14 protein-coding genes and 2 tRNA genes are annotated in these 17,322 nt (G+C 53.9%); 11 read left to right on the top strand and 5 right to left on the bottom strand.

Annotation, left to right across the window (positions count from 1 at the left end; translation table 11 throughout):
• Positions 1–68: 68 nt before the first annotated feature.
• Complete coding sequence (putA, locus tag HMPREF2959_RS02380; protein WP_070696329.1) at positions 69–3,674, bottom strand: bifunctional proline dehydrogenase/L-glutamate gamma-semialdehyde dehydrogenase PutA; 3,606 nt, start codon at positions 3,672–3,674, stop codon at positions 69–71.
• Between putA and HMPREF2959_RS12515 the strand changes: the two genes are divergently transcribed.
• Positions 3,666–3,833, top strand: a complete 168-nt coding sequence (locus HMPREF2959_RS12515) for a hypothetical protein (protein ID WP_009346312.1) — start codon at positions 3,666–3,668, stop codon at positions 3,831–3,833. The two genes, putA and HMPREF2959_RS12515, sit on opposite strands and share 9 nt — an antisense overlap.
• Positions 3,834–3,922: 89 nt before the next feature.
• Here the strand turns inward: HMPREF2959_RS12515 and putP are convergent, their stop codons facing one another.
• Positions 3,923–5,449: a sodium/proline symporter PutP gene (gene putP, locus HMPREF2959_RS02385; RefSeq protein ID WP_070696331.1), complete on the bottom strand. Its 1,527-nt coding sequence runs from the start codon at positions 5,447–5,449 to the stop codon at positions 3,923–3,925.
• Positions 5,450–5,931: 482 nt separating this feature from the next.
• Between putP and HMPREF2959_RS02395 the strand changes: the two genes are divergently transcribed.
• The 5 genes from HMPREF2959_RS02395 (at position 5,932) to HMPREF2959_RS02415 (ending at position 10,214) form a co-directional block, all read left to right on the top strand.
• Positions 5,932–6,252 carry an accessory factor UbiK family protein gene (locus HMPREF2959_RS02395; protein ID WP_002216505.1) on the top strand — a complete coding sequence of 107 codons (321 nt, stop codon included), beginning with the start codon at positions 5,932–5,934 and terminating at the stop codon, positions 6,250–6,252.
• 13 nt (positions 6,253–6,265) lie between these two features.
• A complete protein-coding gene (locus HMPREF2959_RS02400) occupies positions 6,266–7,762 on the top strand; it encodes a YifB family Mg chelatase-like AAA ATPase (protein WP_070696334.1) in 1,497 nt (498 codons plus the stop codon).
• A gap of 105 nt (positions 7,763–7,867) precedes the next feature.
• Positions 7,868–8,713, top strand: a complete 846-nt coding sequence (gene ftsN / locus HMPREF2959_RS02405) for a cell division protein FtsN (RefSeq protein WP_014581790.1) — start codon at positions 7,868–7,870, stop codon at positions 8,711–8,713.
• Positions 8,714–8,715: 2 nt separating this feature from the next.
• Positions 8,716–9,360 (top strand): thiol:disulfide interchange protein DsbA/DsbL, encoded by a 645-nt coding sequence (locus HMPREF2959_RS02410; RefSeq protein ID WP_002255749.1) that lies wholly within the window; start codon positions 8,716–8,718, stop codon positions 9,358–9,360.
• Positions 9,361–9,392: 32 nt separating this feature from the next.
• The gene (locus HMPREF2959_RS02415; protein WP_070696337.1) at positions 9,393–10,214 is read left to right on the top strand and encodes an undecaprenyl-diphosphate phosphatase; all 822 of its coding nucleotides are present in this window, start codon (positions 9,393–9,395) and stop codon (positions 10,212–10,214) included.
• Positions 10,215–10,505: 291 nt separating this feature from the next.
• Here HMPREF2959_RS02415 and HMPREF2959_RS02420 read toward each other — a convergent pair.
• The 3 genes from HMPREF2959_RS02420 to HMPREF2959_RS02430 all read right to left on the bottom strand — a co-directional run bounded on the left by HMPREF2959_RS02420 (position 10,506) and on the right by HMPREF2959_RS02430 (position 12,014).
• Positions 10,506–10,581 (bottom strand) — tRNA-Ala (locus HMPREF2959_RS02420).
• Between the two features lie 7 nt (positions 10,582–10,588).
• Positions 10,589–10,665 (bottom strand) — tRNA-Met (locus HMPREF2959_RS02425).
• A 131-nt stretch (positions 10,666–10,796) separates the two neighbouring features.
• Positions 10,797–12,014 (bottom strand): class I SAM-dependent methyltransferase, encoded by a 1,218-nt coding sequence (locus tag HMPREF2959_RS02430; RefSeq protein WP_083314124.1) that lies wholly within the window; start codon positions 12,012–12,014, stop codon positions 10,797–10,799.
• A gap of 278 nt (positions 12,015–12,292) precedes the next feature.
• Here HMPREF2959_RS02430 and mraZ point away from each other — a divergent pair, with 278 nt between their 5' ends.
• Genes mraZ through HMPREF2959_RS02455 form a run of 5 tightly spaced genes read left to right on the top strand, consistent with a single transcriptional unit; the run spans position 12,293 to position 17,300 of the window.
• Positions 12,293–12,748 carry a division/cell wall cluster transcriptional repressor MraZ gene (gene mraZ / locus HMPREF2959_RS02435; RefSeq protein WP_002218779.1) on the top strand — a complete coding sequence of 152 codons (456 nt, stop codon included), beginning with the start codon at positions 12,293–12,295 and terminating at the stop codon, positions 12,746–12,748.
• Positions 12,745–13,731, top strand: coding sequence for a 16S rRNA (cytosine(1402)-N(4))-methyltransferase RsmH (gene rsmH, locus HMPREF2959_RS02440; RefSeq protein ID WP_002229044.1), 987 nt, complete (start codon positions 12,745–12,747; stop codon positions 13,729–13,731). Before mraZ ends, rsmH begins: the two co-directional genes overlap by 4 nt.
• Entirely contained in the window at positions 13,728–13,991 is a 264-nt protein-coding gene (gene ftsL, locus HMPREF2959_RS02445) for a cell division protein FtsL (RefSeq protein WP_002232818.1), read from the top strand. Before rsmH ends, ftsL begins: the two co-directional genes overlap by 4 nt.
• Positions 13,992–14,051: 60 nt before the next feature.
• Positions 14,052–15,797: a peptidoglycan D,D-transpeptidase PBP2 gene (locus HMPREF2959_RS02450; protein WP_002218783.1), complete on the top strand. Its 1,746-nt coding sequence runs from the start codon at positions 14,052–14,054 to the stop codon at positions 15,795–15,797.
• 24 nt (positions 15,798–15,821) lie between these two features.
• Positions 15,822–17,300, top strand: a complete 1,479-nt coding sequence (locus HMPREF2959_RS02455) for a UDP-N-acetylmuramoyl-L-alanyl-D-glutamate--2,6-diaminopimelate ligase (protein WP_014581794.1) — start codon at positions 15,822–15,824, stop codon at positions 17,298–17,300.
• The last annotated feature ends 22 nt before the right edge of the window (positions 17,301–17,322 follow it).

Here is a 17,322-nt window from a genome sequence, read left to right on the forward strand (position 1 = left end):
AAAAATGCCGTCTGAAAGGTTTTCAGACGGCATTGGTTCACGGGCCGCGCTCGGGGATTTCGGTAAAATCAGTCGGCAACCGCCATCAGGCTGGCGTTGCCGCCGACGGCTGTGGTGTTGACGCTGCAAGAGATTTCTTCAAACACTTGCAGGATGTCGAGTCCGTTTTCCGAAGGGAGGATGCGGATGAGTGCGCCGTCGTGGGCGGCAAGTTCCTGTTTGCGCGCGCTGTCCAAAGGCGACAGGGCGGCAACGTGGCTGATGTCGGCGGTTTCGGGTTTGCCGTTGACCAGCAGCAGACCTTCCAAGTCGGCGGTGTAGGAAGCCAGCGGGCTGTCGGGTTCGACCACTGCCTGTACGCCGGAGGCGGCAAGTTCGGTTAGGGCGCAGAAGGCTTGCAGGAGGCTGCCGCCGTGTACCCAGACGCGTTTTGGCGCGTGCCATGAGATGCTGTTGCGCTCGCCGGTCGGGCCGGTAAGGACGGTTTCGGCACGGCGCAGGGTGCGGATGCGGGCGTGTCCCAAAGCGGCCGCTGCGGCTTTTTTCTCTTCGGCGTTGAACGGCAGTTTGTGAACCAGTGCTTCGAGGCGTTTGAGCGCGGCTTCGTCTGCCTGTCCGATTTGGCTCAGGGTCGGGGCAACCCATTCGGGGATGCGGGTCAGTTTTTGCAGGTAGAACGAACCGCCTGCTTTGGGGCCTGTGCCGGACAGACCGTGTCCGCCGAAGGGCTGTACGCCGACGACTGCGCCGACGATGTTGCGGTTGACGTAAACGTTGCCGGCTTCGATGCGGCTGCGGATGTGGCGTACTGTGCCTTCGATGCGGCTGTGTACGCCGTGGGTCAGGGCGTAGCCTTTGCTGTTGATTTGGTCGATGACGCTGTCGAGTTTGTCGGCGCGGTAGCGGACGACGTGCAGGACGGGACCGAAGACTTCGCGTTGCAGTTCGTTGAGGTTGTTCAATTCAAACAGGATGGGGCGGACGAACGTGGATTTTTCGGAATCGACATCGGCAGCGGTTTTGACTTCGTGGTAAGACTTGGCAACGCCTTTCATTTTGTTGATGTGGTTCAACAGGTTTTGCTGTGCTTCGGCATCGATGACGGGGCCGACATCGGTAGTGAGCTGAATCGGTTTGCCGACGACGAGTTCGTCCATCGCGCCTTTGATCATGTCGAGCATACGGTCGGCAACGTCTTCTTGGACGCACAAGATACGCAGGGCGGAGCAGCGTTGTCCCGCGCTGTCGAAGGCGGAGTTCAATACGTCGGCGCAGACTTGTTCGGCAAGTGCGGTGGAATCGACAATCATGGCGTTTTGTCCGCCGGTTTCGGCAATCAGGACGGGATTGTCGCCGCGTTTGGCAAGGGCTTTGTTGATCAGGCGCGCCACTTCGGTCGAGCCGGTGAAAATCACGCCGCCGATGCGGGCATCGTTGGTCAATGCCGCACCCACGTCGCCTGCGCCGAGGACGAGTTGCAGGGCGGAAGTCGGGATGCCGGCTTCGTGCATGAGGGAAACGGCATAACCGGCAATCAGGCTGGTTTGTTCGGCGGGTTTGGCGATGACGGTGTTGCCTGCCGCCAATGCGGAAACGACTTCGCCGGTAAAGATGGCGAGCGGGAAGTTCCACGGGCTGATGGCGACAATCGCGCCGACGGCTTTTGCGTCTTGAGGCAGGGTATGTTCGGCTTCGTTTGCGTAGTAGCGGCAGAAATCGACGGCTTCGCGCACTTCGGCAATGGCGTTGTTCAGCGTTTTGCCTGCTTCGCGCACGGCAAGCATCATCAGCGCGGGGGTGTGCTGTTCGAGCAGGTCGGCGAAACGGCGCAGGCAGGCGGCGCGTTCGGCGGCAGGTGTCGCACTCCATTCGGGGAACGCGGCAACGGCTGCGCCAACCGCTTTTTGGGCAAGCGCGGCATCGGCAAAGCTGACTGTGCCGACGATGTCGTCGTGGTCGGCAGGGTTTTTAATCGGTTGCGCTTCGCCGACATCGCGGGCTTTGCCGTTGACGATGGATGCGGCGTGGAAGTCTTGCGCGGCGGCTTTGTTCATCTGTTCTTGAAGCTGCTGCAATACGTTTTCGTTGCTCAAGTCCACGCCTTGCGAGTTCAGACGGCATTTGCCGTACAAATCGCGCGGCAGCGGCAGGGCGTTGTGCAGGTGGATGCCTTGTTCGGCGATGGTGTCGAACGGGCTGCGGATGAGCGTGTCGATGCTGATGTTTTCATCGACGATTTGGTTGACGAAAGACGAGTTCGCGCCGTTTTCCAACAGGCGGCGCACCAAGTAGGCGAGCAGGGTTTCGTGTGTGCCGACCGGGGCGTACACGCGCACGCGGCGGCCTAAGTTTTGCGGGCCGACGACTTGGTCGTACAGGGTTTCGCCCATACCGTGCAGGCATTGGTGTTCAAAATCTTTGCCTTTACCCATTTGGTAGATTGCGCCCAAAGTGTAGGCGTTGTGGGTGGCAAATTGCGGGAATACCGCGTCTTGCGCGGAAAGCAGTTTGCGCGCGCAGGCGAGGTAGGAGATGTCGGTGTGGACTTTGCGGGTGTAGGTCGGATAGCCGTTCAAGCCGTCCACTTGCGCCCATTTGATTTCGCTGTCCCAATACGCGCCTTTGACGAGGCGGATCATTAGTTTTTGGTTGTTGCGGCGGGCAAGGTCGATCAGGTAGTCGATAACGAACGGACAACGTTTTTGGTAGGCTTGGACAACGAAACCGATACCTTTGTAGCCAGCCAAGTCAGGGTCTGAAACCAAAGCCTCCATCAAATCCAAAGACAGCTCCAGACGGTTGGCTTCTTCGGCATCGATGTTGATACCGATATCGTATTTTTTACCCAAAAGGAACAGCTCTTTCAGGCGCGGCAACAGTTCGCCCATCACACGGCCGTGTTGGGCGCGCGAGTAGCGCGGATGGATGGCGGAAAGTTTGACGGAAATGCCGTTGCCTTCGTAAACGCCTTGTCCTGCCGCATCTTTGCCGATGGCGTGGATGGCTTCGACATAGTCGCGGTAGTAGCGGTCGGCATCGGCTTGGGTGTAGGCGGCTTCGCCCAACATATCGAAGGAGAAGCGGTAGCCCATTTTTTCGCGTTCTTTGCCGTTTTGCAGGGCTTCTTCAATGGTCTGTCCGGTGACGAACTGTTTGCCCAACAGGCGCATGGCGTAATTTACGCCTTGGCGGATGAGCGGTGCGCCGCCTTTGCTGATCAGGCGGCTGAGTGCGGAACTCATTTGTCTGTCGTTTGTGGCGGTCAGTTTGCCGGTAATCAGCAGGCCCCAGGCGGCGGCGTTGACGAAGAGGGAAGGGCTGTTGTTCAAATGGCTTTTCCAGTTGCCGTCTGAAATCTTGTCGGCAATCAGGCGGTCGCGCGTGGCGTTGTCGGGGATACGCAGCAGGGCTTCTGCCAGACACATCAGCGCGATGCCTTCTTCGCTGGAGAGTGAAAACTCGTGCATCAGCGCATCTACGCCGCCGGCTTTGGTGCGGCCGGCGCGGACTTGGGTAACCAAACGGCGGGCAAGCTCGGAGGCGGCGTTGCGCTCTTCGTCGCTCATCTGTGCACGTTGCAACATATCCTGTACGGCTTCGATTTCATTACGGCGGTAGGCATCGGTTATCGCTTGGCGCAGGGCAGTTTGTGCCGGAAATGCAAAATGAAACATTTTTTGGATTCTCCAAAGTTTTTCGGGGGGCAGGCGGCATCGGTGCGGCCTGAATACGGTAATATCGTAATAAATCCGCAGATGAAATACAAGGCTTCAAATGCGGGCAGGGTAGGTGCTTCCGTTTCTTTGAAAATGAAACGGGTAAAACACAAATAAGGCCTGTATGCAGGCAAGGTTTATTTGTGTTTGACCCGGAAACGGGTTCAGACGGCACGAACCGGGATGCCGTGCCGTCTGAAAGGGGTTTATCGGGCGGCGCGGTAATCTGAGTCGGCTTTTTCAAAGCGTTTTTGGATTTCGCGCGAAGGTTCTTTGTTGAACAGGGAAACCAACACGGCAATGATTAAGCAAACAATAAAGCCCGGGACGATTTCGTACATCGTCAACAAGCCGCTTTCGCCTGCTGCTTGAGCCGGTTTTTTTATCCATTCCGCCCATACGACTACGGTTAAGGCACCTGCAACCATACCCGACAACGCGCCGTAGGCAGTGATGCGTTTCCACAATACGGACAGAATCACAATCGGGCCGAACGCCGCACCGAAACCTGCCCACGCATAAGACACCAGTCCCAATACTTTGCTGTTCGGATCGGAAGCAATCAGGATGGAAATCACGGCAATCGCCAAGACCATCAGGCGGCCGACCCATACCAATTCCGACTGTTGCGCGTTTTTACGCAAAAAGCCTTTGTAGAAGTCTTCGGTAATCGCGCTGGAGCAAACCAAAAGCTGGCAGGACAGGGTGGACATCACCGCCGCCAAAATCGCGCTCAAAATAATGCCGGCGATCCAAGGGTTGAACAGCAGGGTGGAAAGCGCGATGAAGATGCGTTCGTGGTTGCCGCTCATAGAAGAAACTTTGTCGGGATTTGCACCGAAATACGCAATGCCGAAATAACCGACCGCCACCGCGCCCGCAAGGCACAACGCCATCCAAGTCATGCCGATGCGGCGTGCGGATACCAGCGATTTCGCGCTTTCGGCCGCCATAAAGCGCGCCAAAATGTGCGGCTGTCCGAAATAGCCCAAGCCCCATGCGGCGGTGGAAATGATGCCGATGACGGTCGTACCGGCAAACAGGCTGCCGTATTCTTTGCCCGTGCCTGCGGCGACGCTTTGAATCGCGGCAGACATCTGTTCCGCGCCGCCCAAGCCCAGATAGACCATTACCGGCGTTAAAATCAGCGCGAAAATCATCAAAGAAGCCTGCAACGTATCCGTCCAGCTGACCGCCAAGAAGCCGCCCAAGAAGGTATAGGCGATGGTCGCGCCCGCGCCCAGCCACATTGCCTGATTGTAAGTCATACCTTCAAACAGGCTTTGGAACAGGGTTGCGCCCGCCACAATGCCCGAGGCGCAATAAATCGTGAAGAAGAACAGGATAATCAGTGCGGAAACCACTTTCATCAAGTGTCCGCCCGCGCCGAAGCGGTGGAAGAAATAATCCGGCAGCGTCAGCGCATTGTTGGCGTATTCGGTATGCACGCGCAGGCGGCCCGCCACCAAGAGCCAGTTGAAATACGCGCCGACCAAGAGGCCGATGGCAATCCAAGCCTCATTCAAACCGCTCAGGTAAATCGCGCCCGGCAGACCCATCAGCAGCCAGCCGGACATATCGGACGCGCCTGCCGACATCGCGGTAACAAACGGGCCTAGGCTGCGCCCGCCCAAAATATAATCGTCGAAATTGCGCGTAGAAAAATAGGCGGCAAGCCCGATGAGAAGGACTGCAACCAGATAGATTGCAAAAGTAATGTACATGGGATTCATGTGCTATTCCTCGTCTAAAACTTCAGAATTACAGGCTTTGAAATTGCAAGCAACTTGCGCCTGAAATGTTTTTCTAATAAAAGTACAACGGAAAATCCAGATACCCGAAAGGGGGATTCGGATAAATTATCTTCAATCACAATAAGATATGTAATAAAACTATATGAAATTGTAAATAATCCGTTTCAGCATAACCCAATTTCTGTTGTTTGCAAAGCACTTAATGGCTTAAAAAGCCGAGTTTGAAACGATGCGCGTCGGAAAAATCATTTAAAACAGTATATTGTTTTGTAATGTCTTGTAATCTGGCGTTGCGCGGAATATGAAATCCGTTTTCAGGCGGCAGGTGTTTTGAGGTGTAATTTAGCAACCGCAAAGGAGGCGCGGTATGTTTTGCCGATTATCCGCCGCCCGTTTTCAGACGGCATTTTTCCTTATACAATAGCCGATTGAATTTGATATGTTCAGGAAGGATACAGATTATGTTCGGCAAGCAGCTTTTTGAAGAAGTCGGTTCGAAAATCAGCGAAACCATCGCCAACAGCCCTGCCAAAGATGTGGAAAAAAATATTAAGGCGATGCTGGGCGGCGCGTTCAACCGTATGGATCTGGTTACGCGCGAAGAATTCGACATCCAGCAGCAGGTTTTAATCAAAACCCGTACCAAACTGGCGGCTTTGGAAGCGCGTTTGGCAAAACTCGAAGCCGCGCAAAATCCCGAACGGGCAGCATTGGAAGCGGCTGAAGCCGCTGCCGAAGAAGCCGTCGCCGAAATCAGGCAGCAAACCGAAGCCGGCGAATAAGGCCGTCTGAAATATGTCGCTTGCCTTGGTTTACAGCCGCGCTTTGAGCGGTATGAATGCGCCGTTGGTCGAAGTGGAAGCCCACCTTGCCAACGGCCTGCCGCATTTCAACATCGTCGGGCTGCCCGATACGGAAGTAAAGGAAAGTCGCGACCGCGTCCGTGCCGCCATTATTCAAAGCGGTTTTGAATTCCCCGCCAAAAAAATTACCGTCAACCTCGCCCCCGCCGACCTGCCCAAAGAGTCGGGGCGTTTCGATTTGCCGATTGCAATCGGCATCCTTGCCGCATCGGGGCAGGTTGCGCCCGAAAAACTGGCGGAATACGAGTTTGCGGGGGAATTGGCACTGTCGGGGCTGTTGCGCCCCGTGCGCGGCGCGTTGGCGATGGCGTGGCAGGGTATGCAGGCAAAACGTGCATTTGTTTTGCCTGAAGAAAACGCAGGACAAGCCGCCGTGATGCGCGGCATTACCGTTTACGGCGCGCGCTCTTTGGGCGAAGTCGCCGCCCATTTGAACGGCATCGAACCTTTGGCGCAAACCGAATGCCAAGTTCCTCAGATGCCGTTTGAACATGGCGGACAACCTGATTTGTGCGATGTGAAAGGTCAGCACACCGCGCGCCTTGCTTTGGAAATCGCTGCCGCAGGCGGACACAGCCTCTTGATGATGGGTCCGCCGGGAACGGGCAAGTCTATGCTCTCCCAACGGCTGCCCGGCATCCTGCCGCCGCTGACCGAAGACGAATTGGTAGAAGTTTGGGCATTGCGTTCGCTCCTGCCCAACCACCAGCAACAACTCGACAGCAACCGTCCTTTCCGCAGTCCGCATCACAGCGCCAGCGCGGCGGCTATGGTCGGCGGCGGTTCCGACCCGCGTCCGGGCGAGATTTCATTGGCGCACCACGGCGTATTGTTTTTGGACGAGCTGCCCGAGTTCGACCGCAAAGTTTTGGAAGTTTTGCGCGAACCGTTGGAAAACGGCGAAATCCACATTTCCCGCGCGGCGCGCCAAGCCGTCTATCCTGCCAAATTCCAACTTGTTGCCGCCATGAACCCCTGCCCGTGCGGTTATCTCGGGCATCCCGTCAAACCCTGCCGCTGCACGCCCGAAAGCGTCGCGCGTTACCGCAGCAAGATTTCCGGGCCGCTGCTCGACCGCATCGATTTGACCATCGAAGTCCCCAGCCTGTCCGCCGCCGAACTGATGCAGCAGGAAGCGGGCGAAAGCAGCGCGTCCGTTTTGGAACGCGTTATCGCCGCCCGCGACAAACAATACGCACGGCAGGGCAAAGTCAACGCCGCTTTGAGCGTCAGCGAACTCGATTCCCAAGCCCGCATCCAAAAAGAAGCGCAGGAAGCATTGGGCGGCCTGCTGGAAAAACTCTCCCTTTCCGCCCGCAGCTTCCACCGCATCATGCGCGTGGCGCGTACATTGGCGGATTTGGCTGGCGACGAAGAAGTCGGCAGAAGCCACGTCATGAAAGCCATAGGTTTCCGTCGTGCTTTATAGGAATGGGAATGGAAGCAGGTTTTGCCCAAATATGGCGATATTGTTAGAATATCCGCCCGTAAGCAAACGGCGTTAATGCCGTCTGAAACACATTAAGGTATGTTTATGAACAAATTTTCCCAATCCGGAAAAGGTCTGTCCGGTTTTTTCTTCGGTTTGATACTGGCGACGGTCATTATTGCCGGTATTTTGTTTTATCTGAACCAGAGCGGTCAAAATGCGTTCAAAATCCCGGCTTCGTCGAAGCAGCCTGCAGAAACGGAAATCCTGAAACCGAAAAACCAGCCTAAGGAAGACATCCAACCTGAACCGGCCGATCAAAACGCCTTGTCCGAACCGGATGCTGCGACAGAGGCAGAGCAGTCGGATGCGGAAAAAGCTGCCGATAAAGCCGACGAGGTTGAAGAAAAGGCGGGCGAGCCGGAACGGGAAGAGTCGGACGGACAGGCAGTGCGTAAGAAAGTGCTGACGGAAGAGCGTGAACAAACCGTCAGAGAAAAAGCGCAGAAGAAAGATGCCGAAACGGTTAAAAAACAAGCGGTAAAACCGTCTAAAGAAACAGAGAAAAAAGCTCCAAAAGAAGAGAAAAAGGCGGAAAAGGAAAAAGTTGCACCCAAACCGACCCCGGAACAAATCCTCAACAGCGGCAGCATCGAAAAAGCGCGCAGTGCCGCCGCCAAAGAAGTGCAGAAAATGAAAACGTCCGACAAGGCGGAAGCAACGCATTATCTGCAAATGGGCGCGTATGCCGACCGCCGGAGCGCGGAAGGGCAGCGTGCCAAACTGGCAATCTTGGGCATATCTTCCAAGGTGGTCGGCTATCAGGCGGGACATAAAACGCTTTACCGGGTGCAAAGCGGCAATATGTCTGCCGATGCGGTGAAAAAAATGCAGGACGAGTTGAAAAAACATGAAGTCGCCAGCCTGATCCGTTCTATCGAAAGTAAATAATTATGAAGCTCAAACATCTGTTGCCGCTGCTGCTGTCGGCAGTGTTGTCCGCGCAGGCATATGCCCTGACGGAAGGGGAAGACTATCTTGTGTTGGATAAACCCATTCCTCAAGAACAGTCGGGTAAAATTGAGGTTTTGGAATTTTTCGGCTATTTCTGCGTACATTGCCATCATTTCGATCCTTTGTTATTGAAACTGGGCAAGGCATTGCCGTCTGATGCCTATTTGAGGACGGAGCACGTGGTCTGGCAGCCTGAAATGCTCGGTCTGGCAAGAATGGCGGCTGCCGTCAATTTGTCGGGTTTGAAATATCAGGCAAACCCTGCTGTGTTTAAAGCAGTTTACGAACAAAAAATCCGCTTGGAAAACAGGGCTGTTGCCGGAAAATGGGCTTTGTCCCAAAAGCAGTTTGACGGCAAAAAACTGATGCGCGCCTATGATTCTCCCGAGGCCGCAGCAGCAGCATTAAAAATGCAGAAACTGACGGAACAATACGGTATTGACAGCACGCCGACCGTTATTGTCGGCGGAAAATACCGCGTTATCTTCAATAACGGCTTTGACGGCGGCGTTCATACGATTAAAGAATTGGTTGCCAAAGTCAGGGAAGAACGCAAGCGTCAGACCCCTGCTGTACAGAAATAGCCGAACTCCCGTATCCGAAAGAAGCGCAAGCAATGGATTTTCTGATTGTCCTGAAAGCCCTGATGATGGGCTTGGTAGAAGGTTTTACCGAATTTTTACCGATTTCCAGCACCGGACATTTGATTGTGTTCGGCAATCTGATTGGTTTTCACAGCAATCACAAGGTTTTTGAAATTGCCATCCAGCTCGGTGCAGTTTTGGCGGTAGTGTTTGAATACCGGCAACGTTTCAGCAATGTGTTGCACGGCTTGGGAAAAGACCGGAAAGCCAACCGCTTCGTCCTTAATCTTGCCATTGCTTTTATACCTGCCGCCGTGATGGGGCTGTTGTTCGGCAAACAAATCAAAGAGTATCTGTTTAACCCCTTGAGTGTTGCAGTCATGCTGGTTTTGGGCGGTTTTTTTATTTTGTGGGTGGAGAAACGCCAAAGCCGAGCAGAGCCTAAAATTGCCGATGTTGATGCATTGCGTCCGATTGATGCCTTGATGATCGGCGTTGCCCAAGTGTTTGCACTGGTTCCGGGTACGTCCCGTTCGGGCAGTACGATTATGGGCGGGATGCTTTGGGGAATCGAGCGGAAAACGGCAACGGAGTTTTCATTTTTCTTGGCCGTTCCGATGATGGTTGCCGCAACGGCTTATGATGTCCTGAAACATTACCGGTTTTTCACCCTGCATGATGTCGGTTTGATTCTGATAGGCTTTATTGCCGCTTTTGTTTCCGGTTTAGTAGCGGTCAAAGCACTGCTGAAGTTTGTTTCCAAGAAAAACTATATCCCGTTTGCCTATTACCGCATTGTTTTCGGCATCGTCATCATAATATTGTGGTTGTCGGGCTGGATAAGTTGGGAATGAAACCATAAACCCGACCTGAAGACATTATTCGGGTCGGGTTTGTCTGGCGGGCTGATATAGTGAATTAACAAAAATCAGGACAAGGCGACCGAAGCCGCAGACAGTACAGATAGTACGGCAAGGCGAGCCAACGCTGTACCGGTTTAAATTTAATTCACTATAAAATCAGGACAGGCGGGGCGATAGGTTTAAAGTCGATTGCCTGTTTTGAAGGCAGTGGTTTGTTCTTTATTTCCCGGCAATCAGGTAATAAAAAAGCACATACCTTTTTACGGTCTGTGCTTTTTTATCTGGTGGAGGTAAGCGGGATCGAACCGCTGACCTCTTGCATGCCATGCAAGCGCTCTACCAACTGAGCTATACCCCCGAAAATTTGGTGGCGAATCAGGGACTCGAACCCCGGACACAAGGATTATGATTCCTCTGCTCTAACCGACTGAGCTAATTCGCCGTTTCGTGAAGACGCTATTATATGTTTTTCTGTTTTTTTGACAAGCCGTATTTTTTAATTTTGAATTAGTTGACTGTTTTTAAATGTTAAAAAGTTTATGTCGTCTGAAGCGGATTCAGGCGGCATGAGGGTTAGAGTTTGTGGCAGATGTCGCCGAAGCGGAATCCTGCCCAGTCGATGCCGATATTTTTTCCGAATGCGATGACTTTAAACAGTTCGCCCATTTCGTGCTGGTCAATCAGTTTCTGAACGGCAGCAGCTTCACGGATATAGGCTGCCGAATTCGTTTTCCCCGTCTGTGCCAATAGCTCGGTAATGCCCAGGTTCAATAAGAAATGGGATTGGGGAAGGTAACCTATCAAATCTAATCCGGCATCCGTCCCGGCTTGGGCAATGTCGGTAAAGTTGACATGCGCGGTCAGGTCGGCCAATCCGATGAAGTCAAAAGGATTGTGGATAACGTGATGTCGGTAGTGTCCGATTAGAGTACCTTGATTGCGTTGCGGGTGGTAATACTGCGCTGCATCAAAACCGTAGTCGATGAATATCATGCAGCCGTGTTCGAGTCTTGAGGCAAGGGTGCGGATAAAGGCATATTGTTGCGGATGTAGTTCGCTGGTGTAGGGATAATCTGTTTGAGGAAAATAGAGGGAAGCCGAGGTGGGAAGCGACGGGTCGTGCAAGGGTCTTGCAGAATAGGCGAAACGGCCGTTGTCCGTGCAAACGCCGACATGCTCGAATGAGCCGCCTTCATTTTTACGGACGATTTCGACAGGCATGGCATCGAGTACTTCGTTGCCGATGATGATGCCGTCAAACGCTTCGGGAAGTGCGGTCAAGTGGACAACTTTTTGAGATGCTTCCGGTGCGCGGGCTTGAATCAGGTTTTTCTGACGTGCTGCCAGCTCCGGCGATATTTCAATAATATAGTAACGGCTGATGCCGTCCGAAATGCTGCCCAACAAATCGGCGGCAAGCTGTCCGGTTCCCGCGCCGAATTCATAGATATTGCCCGCCGTTTGGGATAGAAGTTCTTGAAGTTGGCGTGCCAGTGTCTGTGCAAACAGAGAGGTGAGGGTCGGTGCGGTAATAAAATCCCCGGTATTGCCGATTTTATGGCTGCCGCCGGTGTAGTAGCCGTATTGCGGAGCGTATAAAACCAATTCCATAAAACGTGAAAATGGAATCCAGTTGCCGTGTTTGCCGATTTCTTCGGCAATGAGGGTTTGCAGTTTGAGCGAGAATTGCCGTGCTTCGGGAGAGGGGAGGGGGAGGGGCATGATAAGTGTTAGCTTGTGTAAATTTATTGGATTTCCCGACATATTACACGTTGGTACGGGTGCTGTCATGGCTTTATCTTAATACTATATATTGTGTTTATATTATTAAATTAATCATATATAGTTGTTTATTGGTTCGATTATTCTGTACCGCACCCGCCGTGCCGTTGTCGTCATTTTTTATCTTATTGTTTTTAAAAGGAATAAAAATTTCAGATATGTTAATGAGTTTTCATGCCCTGATTTGACCGAGTGTTTAAAATTTCTTATAGTGTCGATTGGTGGGGAATTGTGGGGCAAAGTGTCTCTTTTACCCTTGTGATTTTGATTTCGGCTTGGGACATGTCATGTTCGGCGGCGCACACGAATTAAGCATCGACAGTAAGGGGCGGTTGGCTGTTCCTGCCAAATTCCGTGACATTCTGTCGCGCCTCTATACGCCTGCCGTAGTGGTAACGCTCGAGTCGAAACACAAGCTGTTGATGTACCCTGTTGCGGAGTGGGAAAAGGTTGCGGCGCAACTTTTAAACTTAAAAGTGGCGGATAACCCTGTTTTGCGGCGGTTTCAAAATCTTTTGCTGCATAACGCGGAAATTTTGGAATGGGACAGCGCCGGCCGGGTGCTGCTTCCTGCCGGACTGAGGAAAAGGGTGGATTTCGACCGTGAAGTCGTTTTGGTCGGTCGTGCCAACCGTTTGGAGCTTTGGGGTCGCGAGCAGTGGGAGGCTGAGATGGTTCAGGCTTTGGATGACGATCCTGACGAACTTGCCTTCCAGTTGGGTCAGACGGATTTGCAATTGTGAGTGGAGCAGAAAGTTACCGGCATATCACGGTCTTGCTGAATGAGGCGGTGGATGCGCTTGCCGTGCGCGAAGACGGTGTCTATGTGGACGGTACGTTCGGCAGGGGAGGGCATTCCCGGCTGATTTTGTCGCGTTTGGGCGATGCGGGGCGGTTGATTGTTTTCGACAAAGACCCTCAGGCGATTGCTGTGGCAGAAGAGCTGGCGCGTTCGGACAAACGGGTCGGTGTCGTGCATGGCGGTTTTGCTTCGTTTCAGACGGCATTGGACGGTTTGGGTATCGGCAAGGTGGACGGTGCGCTGTTTGATTTGGGGATTTCGTCCCCGCAAATCGATGACGGCAGCCGCGGTTTCAGCTTCCGTTTCGATGCCCCTTTGGATATGCGTATGGATACGACGCGCGGTATGTCTGCCGCAGAGTGGATAGCGGTTGCGTCGGAACAGGATTTGCACGAGGTAATCAAGAATTATGGTGAAGAGCGGTTTAGCCGCCAGATTGCGCGCGCCATTGTTGCGCAACGGGCGGAAAGTCCAATCGATACAACCCGCAAGCTGGCGCAGATCGTGGCACAAAACGTCCGTACTCGCGAGCGGGGGCAGGATCCTGCGACGCGCACCTTCCAGGCGGTCCGCATCTTTATTAACCGCGAGCTTGAAGAAGTAGGGGCAGTATTGCCGCAGGTCATGTGTCGTCTGAAAGAGGGCGGACGTTTGGCGGTCATTGCTTTCCATTCGTTGGAAGACCGCATTGTGAAGCAGTTTGTCAAAAAATATTCGCAACACGCGCCCCTGCCGCGCTGGGCGGCGGTCAGGGAAGCGGATTTGCCCGAGCCGCCCCTGAAAATCGTGGGCAGGGCATTAAAGCCGGGTGAGGCGGAAATTGCCGCCAATCCGAGGGCGAGAAGTGCGGTTTTGCGTGTGGCGGAGCGGACTGCCGGTTCGATACCGGAACAATCACAGAGAAAAACGTCTGAATGGCAATGAACAAATTGAATTTCCTTCTGCTGCTTGCGGTGTGCGTTTCCGCTTTTTCCGTTGTGATGCAGCAAAACCAGTACAGGCTCAACTTCACAGCTTTGGACAAGGCGAAAAAACAGGAAATCGCCTTGGAGCAGGATTATGCGCAAATGAGGCTGCAACAGGCGCGTTTGGCGAACCACGAAGCGATCAGGGCGGCGGCAGAAAAACAAAACCTCCATCCGCCGGTTTCGGGCAATACCTTTATGGTGGCGCATCAAAGATAGAAGCAGCCTGTGTGCCGGAATCGGATTCCTGCGTCAGGATAATAATAACGAGAAGTAAAAATGTTGATTAAGAGCGAATATAAGCCTCGGATGCTGCCCAAAGAAGAGCAGGTCAAAAAGCCGATGACCAGTAACGGACGGATCAGCTTCGTCCTGATGGCAATAGCGGTCTTGTTTGCCGGTCTGATTGCTCGCGGACTGTATCTGCAGACGGTAACGTATAACTTTTTGAAAGAACAGGGCGACAACCGGATTGTGCGGACTCAAACATTGCCGGCTACACGCGGTACGGTTTCGGACCGGAACGGTGCGGTTTTGGCGTTGAGTGCGCCGACGGAGTCCCTGTTTGCCGTGCCTAAAGAGATGAAGGAAATGCCGTCTGCCGCACAATTGGAACGCCTGTCCGAGCTTGTCGATGTGCCGGTTGATGTTTTGAGGAACAAGCTCGAACAGAAAGGCAAGTCGTTTATCTGGATTAAGCGGCAGCTCGATCCCAAGGTTGCCGAAGAGGTCAAAGCCTTGGGTTTGGAAAACTTTGTATTTGAAAAAGAATTAAAACGCCATTACCCGATGGGCAACCTGTTTGCACACGTCATCGGATTTACCGATATTGACGGCAAAGGTCAGGAAGGTTTGGAACTTTCGCTTGAAGACAGCCTGCATGGCGAAGACGGCGCGGAAGTCGTTTTGCGGGACCGGCAGGGCAATATTGTGGACAGCTTGGACTCCCCGCGCAATAAAGCCCCGAAAAACGGCAAAGACATCATCCTTTCCCTCGATCAGAGGATTCAGACCTTGGCCTATGAAGAGTTGAACAAGGCGGTCGAATACCATCAGGCAAAAGCCGGAACGGTGGTGGTTTTGGATGCCCGCACGGGGGAAATCCTCGCCTTGGCCAATACGCCCGCCTACGATCCCAACAGGCCCGGCCGGGCAGACAGCGAACAGCGGCGCAACCGTGCCGTAACCGATATGATCGAACCCGGTTCGGCAATCAAACCGTTTGTGATTGCGAAAGCATTGGATGCGGGCAAAACCGATTTGAACGAACGGCTGAATACGCAGCCTTATAAAATCGGACCGTCTCCCGTGCGCGATACCCATGTTTACCCCTCTTTGGATGTGCGCGGCATCATGCAGAAATCGTCCAACGTCGGCACAAGCAAACTGTCTGCGCGTTTCGGTGCCGAAGAAATGTATGACTTCTATCATGAGTTGGGCATCGGTGTGCGTATGCACTCGGGCTTTCCGGGCGAAACTGCAGGTTTGTTGAGAAATTGGCGCAGGTGGCGGCCTATCGAACAGGCGACGATGTCTTTCGGTTACGGCCTGCAATTGAGCCTGCTGCAATTGGCGCGCGCCTATACCGCACTGACGCACGACGGCGTTTTACTGCCGGTCAGCTTTGAAAAACAGGCGGTTGCGCCGCAAGGCAAACGCATATTCAAAGAATCGACCGCGCGCGAGGTACGCAATCTGATGGTTTCCGTAACCGAGCCGGGCGGCACCGGTACGGCGGGTGCGGTGGACGGTTTCGATGTCGGCGCGAAAACCGGCACGGCGCGCAAGTTCGTCAACGGGCGTTATGCCGACAACAAACACATCGCTACCTTTATCGGTTTTGCCCCCGCCAAAAACCCCCGTGTGATTGTGGCGGTAACCATTGACGAACCGACTGCCCACGGTTATTACGGCGGCGTAGTGGCAGGGCCGCCCTTCAAAAAAATTATGGGCGGCAGCCTGAACATCTTGGGCATTTCTCCGACCAAGCCCCTGACCGCCGCAGCCGTCAAAACACCGTCTTAATCCGAGTATCAACGAGATTGTTTTATGTTCAGCAAGTTAACCCCTTTGGCTGAAACCGGCATCCCGACCCTGTCGTGTGCAAACGCGGCAGGGCGTTTGTTGCATTCAGACAGCCGCCAAATCAAACAAGGCGATATTTTCGTTGCCTGTCCGGGCGAATATGCCGACGGACGCAGTTATATCCCCGCCGCCGTTGCCAACGGCGCGGCTTTTGTTTTTTGGGACGACGACGGCAAATTTGCGTGGAATCCCGAATGGAAAGTCCCCAATCAAGGCATCAAAGATTTGAAACACCGTGCCGGCATATTGGCGGCGCAAGTTTACGGCAACGTTTCAGACGGTCTCAAATTCTGGGGCGTAACCGGAACCAACGGCAAAACCTCCATCACGCAATGGCTGGCGCAAGCTGCCGATTTGTTGGGCGAAAAAACCGCCATTGTCGGCACGGTCGGCAACGGCTTTTGGGGTGCATTGGAAGAAACCACGCATACCACACCCGCCCCCGTCGATGTCCAAACCCTGCTCTACCGTTTCCGTCAACAAGGCGCAACAGCCGCCGCGATGGAAGTCTCCAGCCACGGGCTTGACCAGTCGCGCGTCAACGGCGTGTCATTCCGCAGCGCAATCTTTACCAACCTCACCCGCGACCACCTCGACTACCACGGCACGATGGAAGCCTATGGCGCCATCAAGTCGCGCCTGTTTTACTGGCATGGCTTGAAACACGCCGTTATCAATGTAGATGACGAATACGGCGCGGAACTCGTAGGTCGTCTGAAAAAAGACTGTCCCGATTTGGCCGTTTACAGCTACGGCTTCAGCGAACACGCCGACATCCGCATTACCGACTTTACCGCCTCTTCAGACGGCATAGCAGCCGTATTCCAAACCCCGTGGGGCGAAGGGAAATGCCGCACGCGCCTGCTCGGACGGTTCAACGCGCAAAACCTCGCCGCCTGCATCGCCTTGCTGTGCGCCAACGGCTATCCGCTTGATAATGTATTGGATGTGCTGGCAAAAATCCGTCCCGCTTCAGGGCGCATGGACTGCATCATGAACAGCGGCAAACCTTTGGTCGTTGTCGATTATGCCCATACGCCCGACGCATTGGAAAAAGCACTCGCCACCTTGCAGGAAATCAAACCGCAGGGTGCGGCTTTGTGGTGCGTATTCGGTTGCGGCGGCAACCGCGATCGCGGCAAACGCCCGCTGATGGGCGCGGCAGCCGTACAGGGCGCGGATAAAGTCGTCGTCACCAGCGACAATCCGCGTTTGGAAAATCCGCACGACATCATCAACGACATCCTGCCTGCCGTTCCCGCGCCCGAATGCGTCGAAGCCGACCGTGCCGCCGCCATCCGTTATGCGGTTGAACAAGCCGCCGCAAACGACATCATCCTGATTGCCGGCAAAGGGCATGAAAACTATCAGGATGTACAAGGCGTGAAGCACCGTTTTTCCGATCTTGAAATCGTCGGACAGGCTTTGTTAACTCGTAAATAATGGGATATTCGGACGGCATCGT

Origin of the sequence: Neisseria sp. HMSC070F02, from assembly GCF_001814225.1 — a bacterium.
Taxonomy (GTDB): domain Bacteria; phylum Pseudomonadota; class Gammaproteobacteria; order Burkholderiales; family Neisseriaceae; genus Neisseria; species Neisseria meningitidis.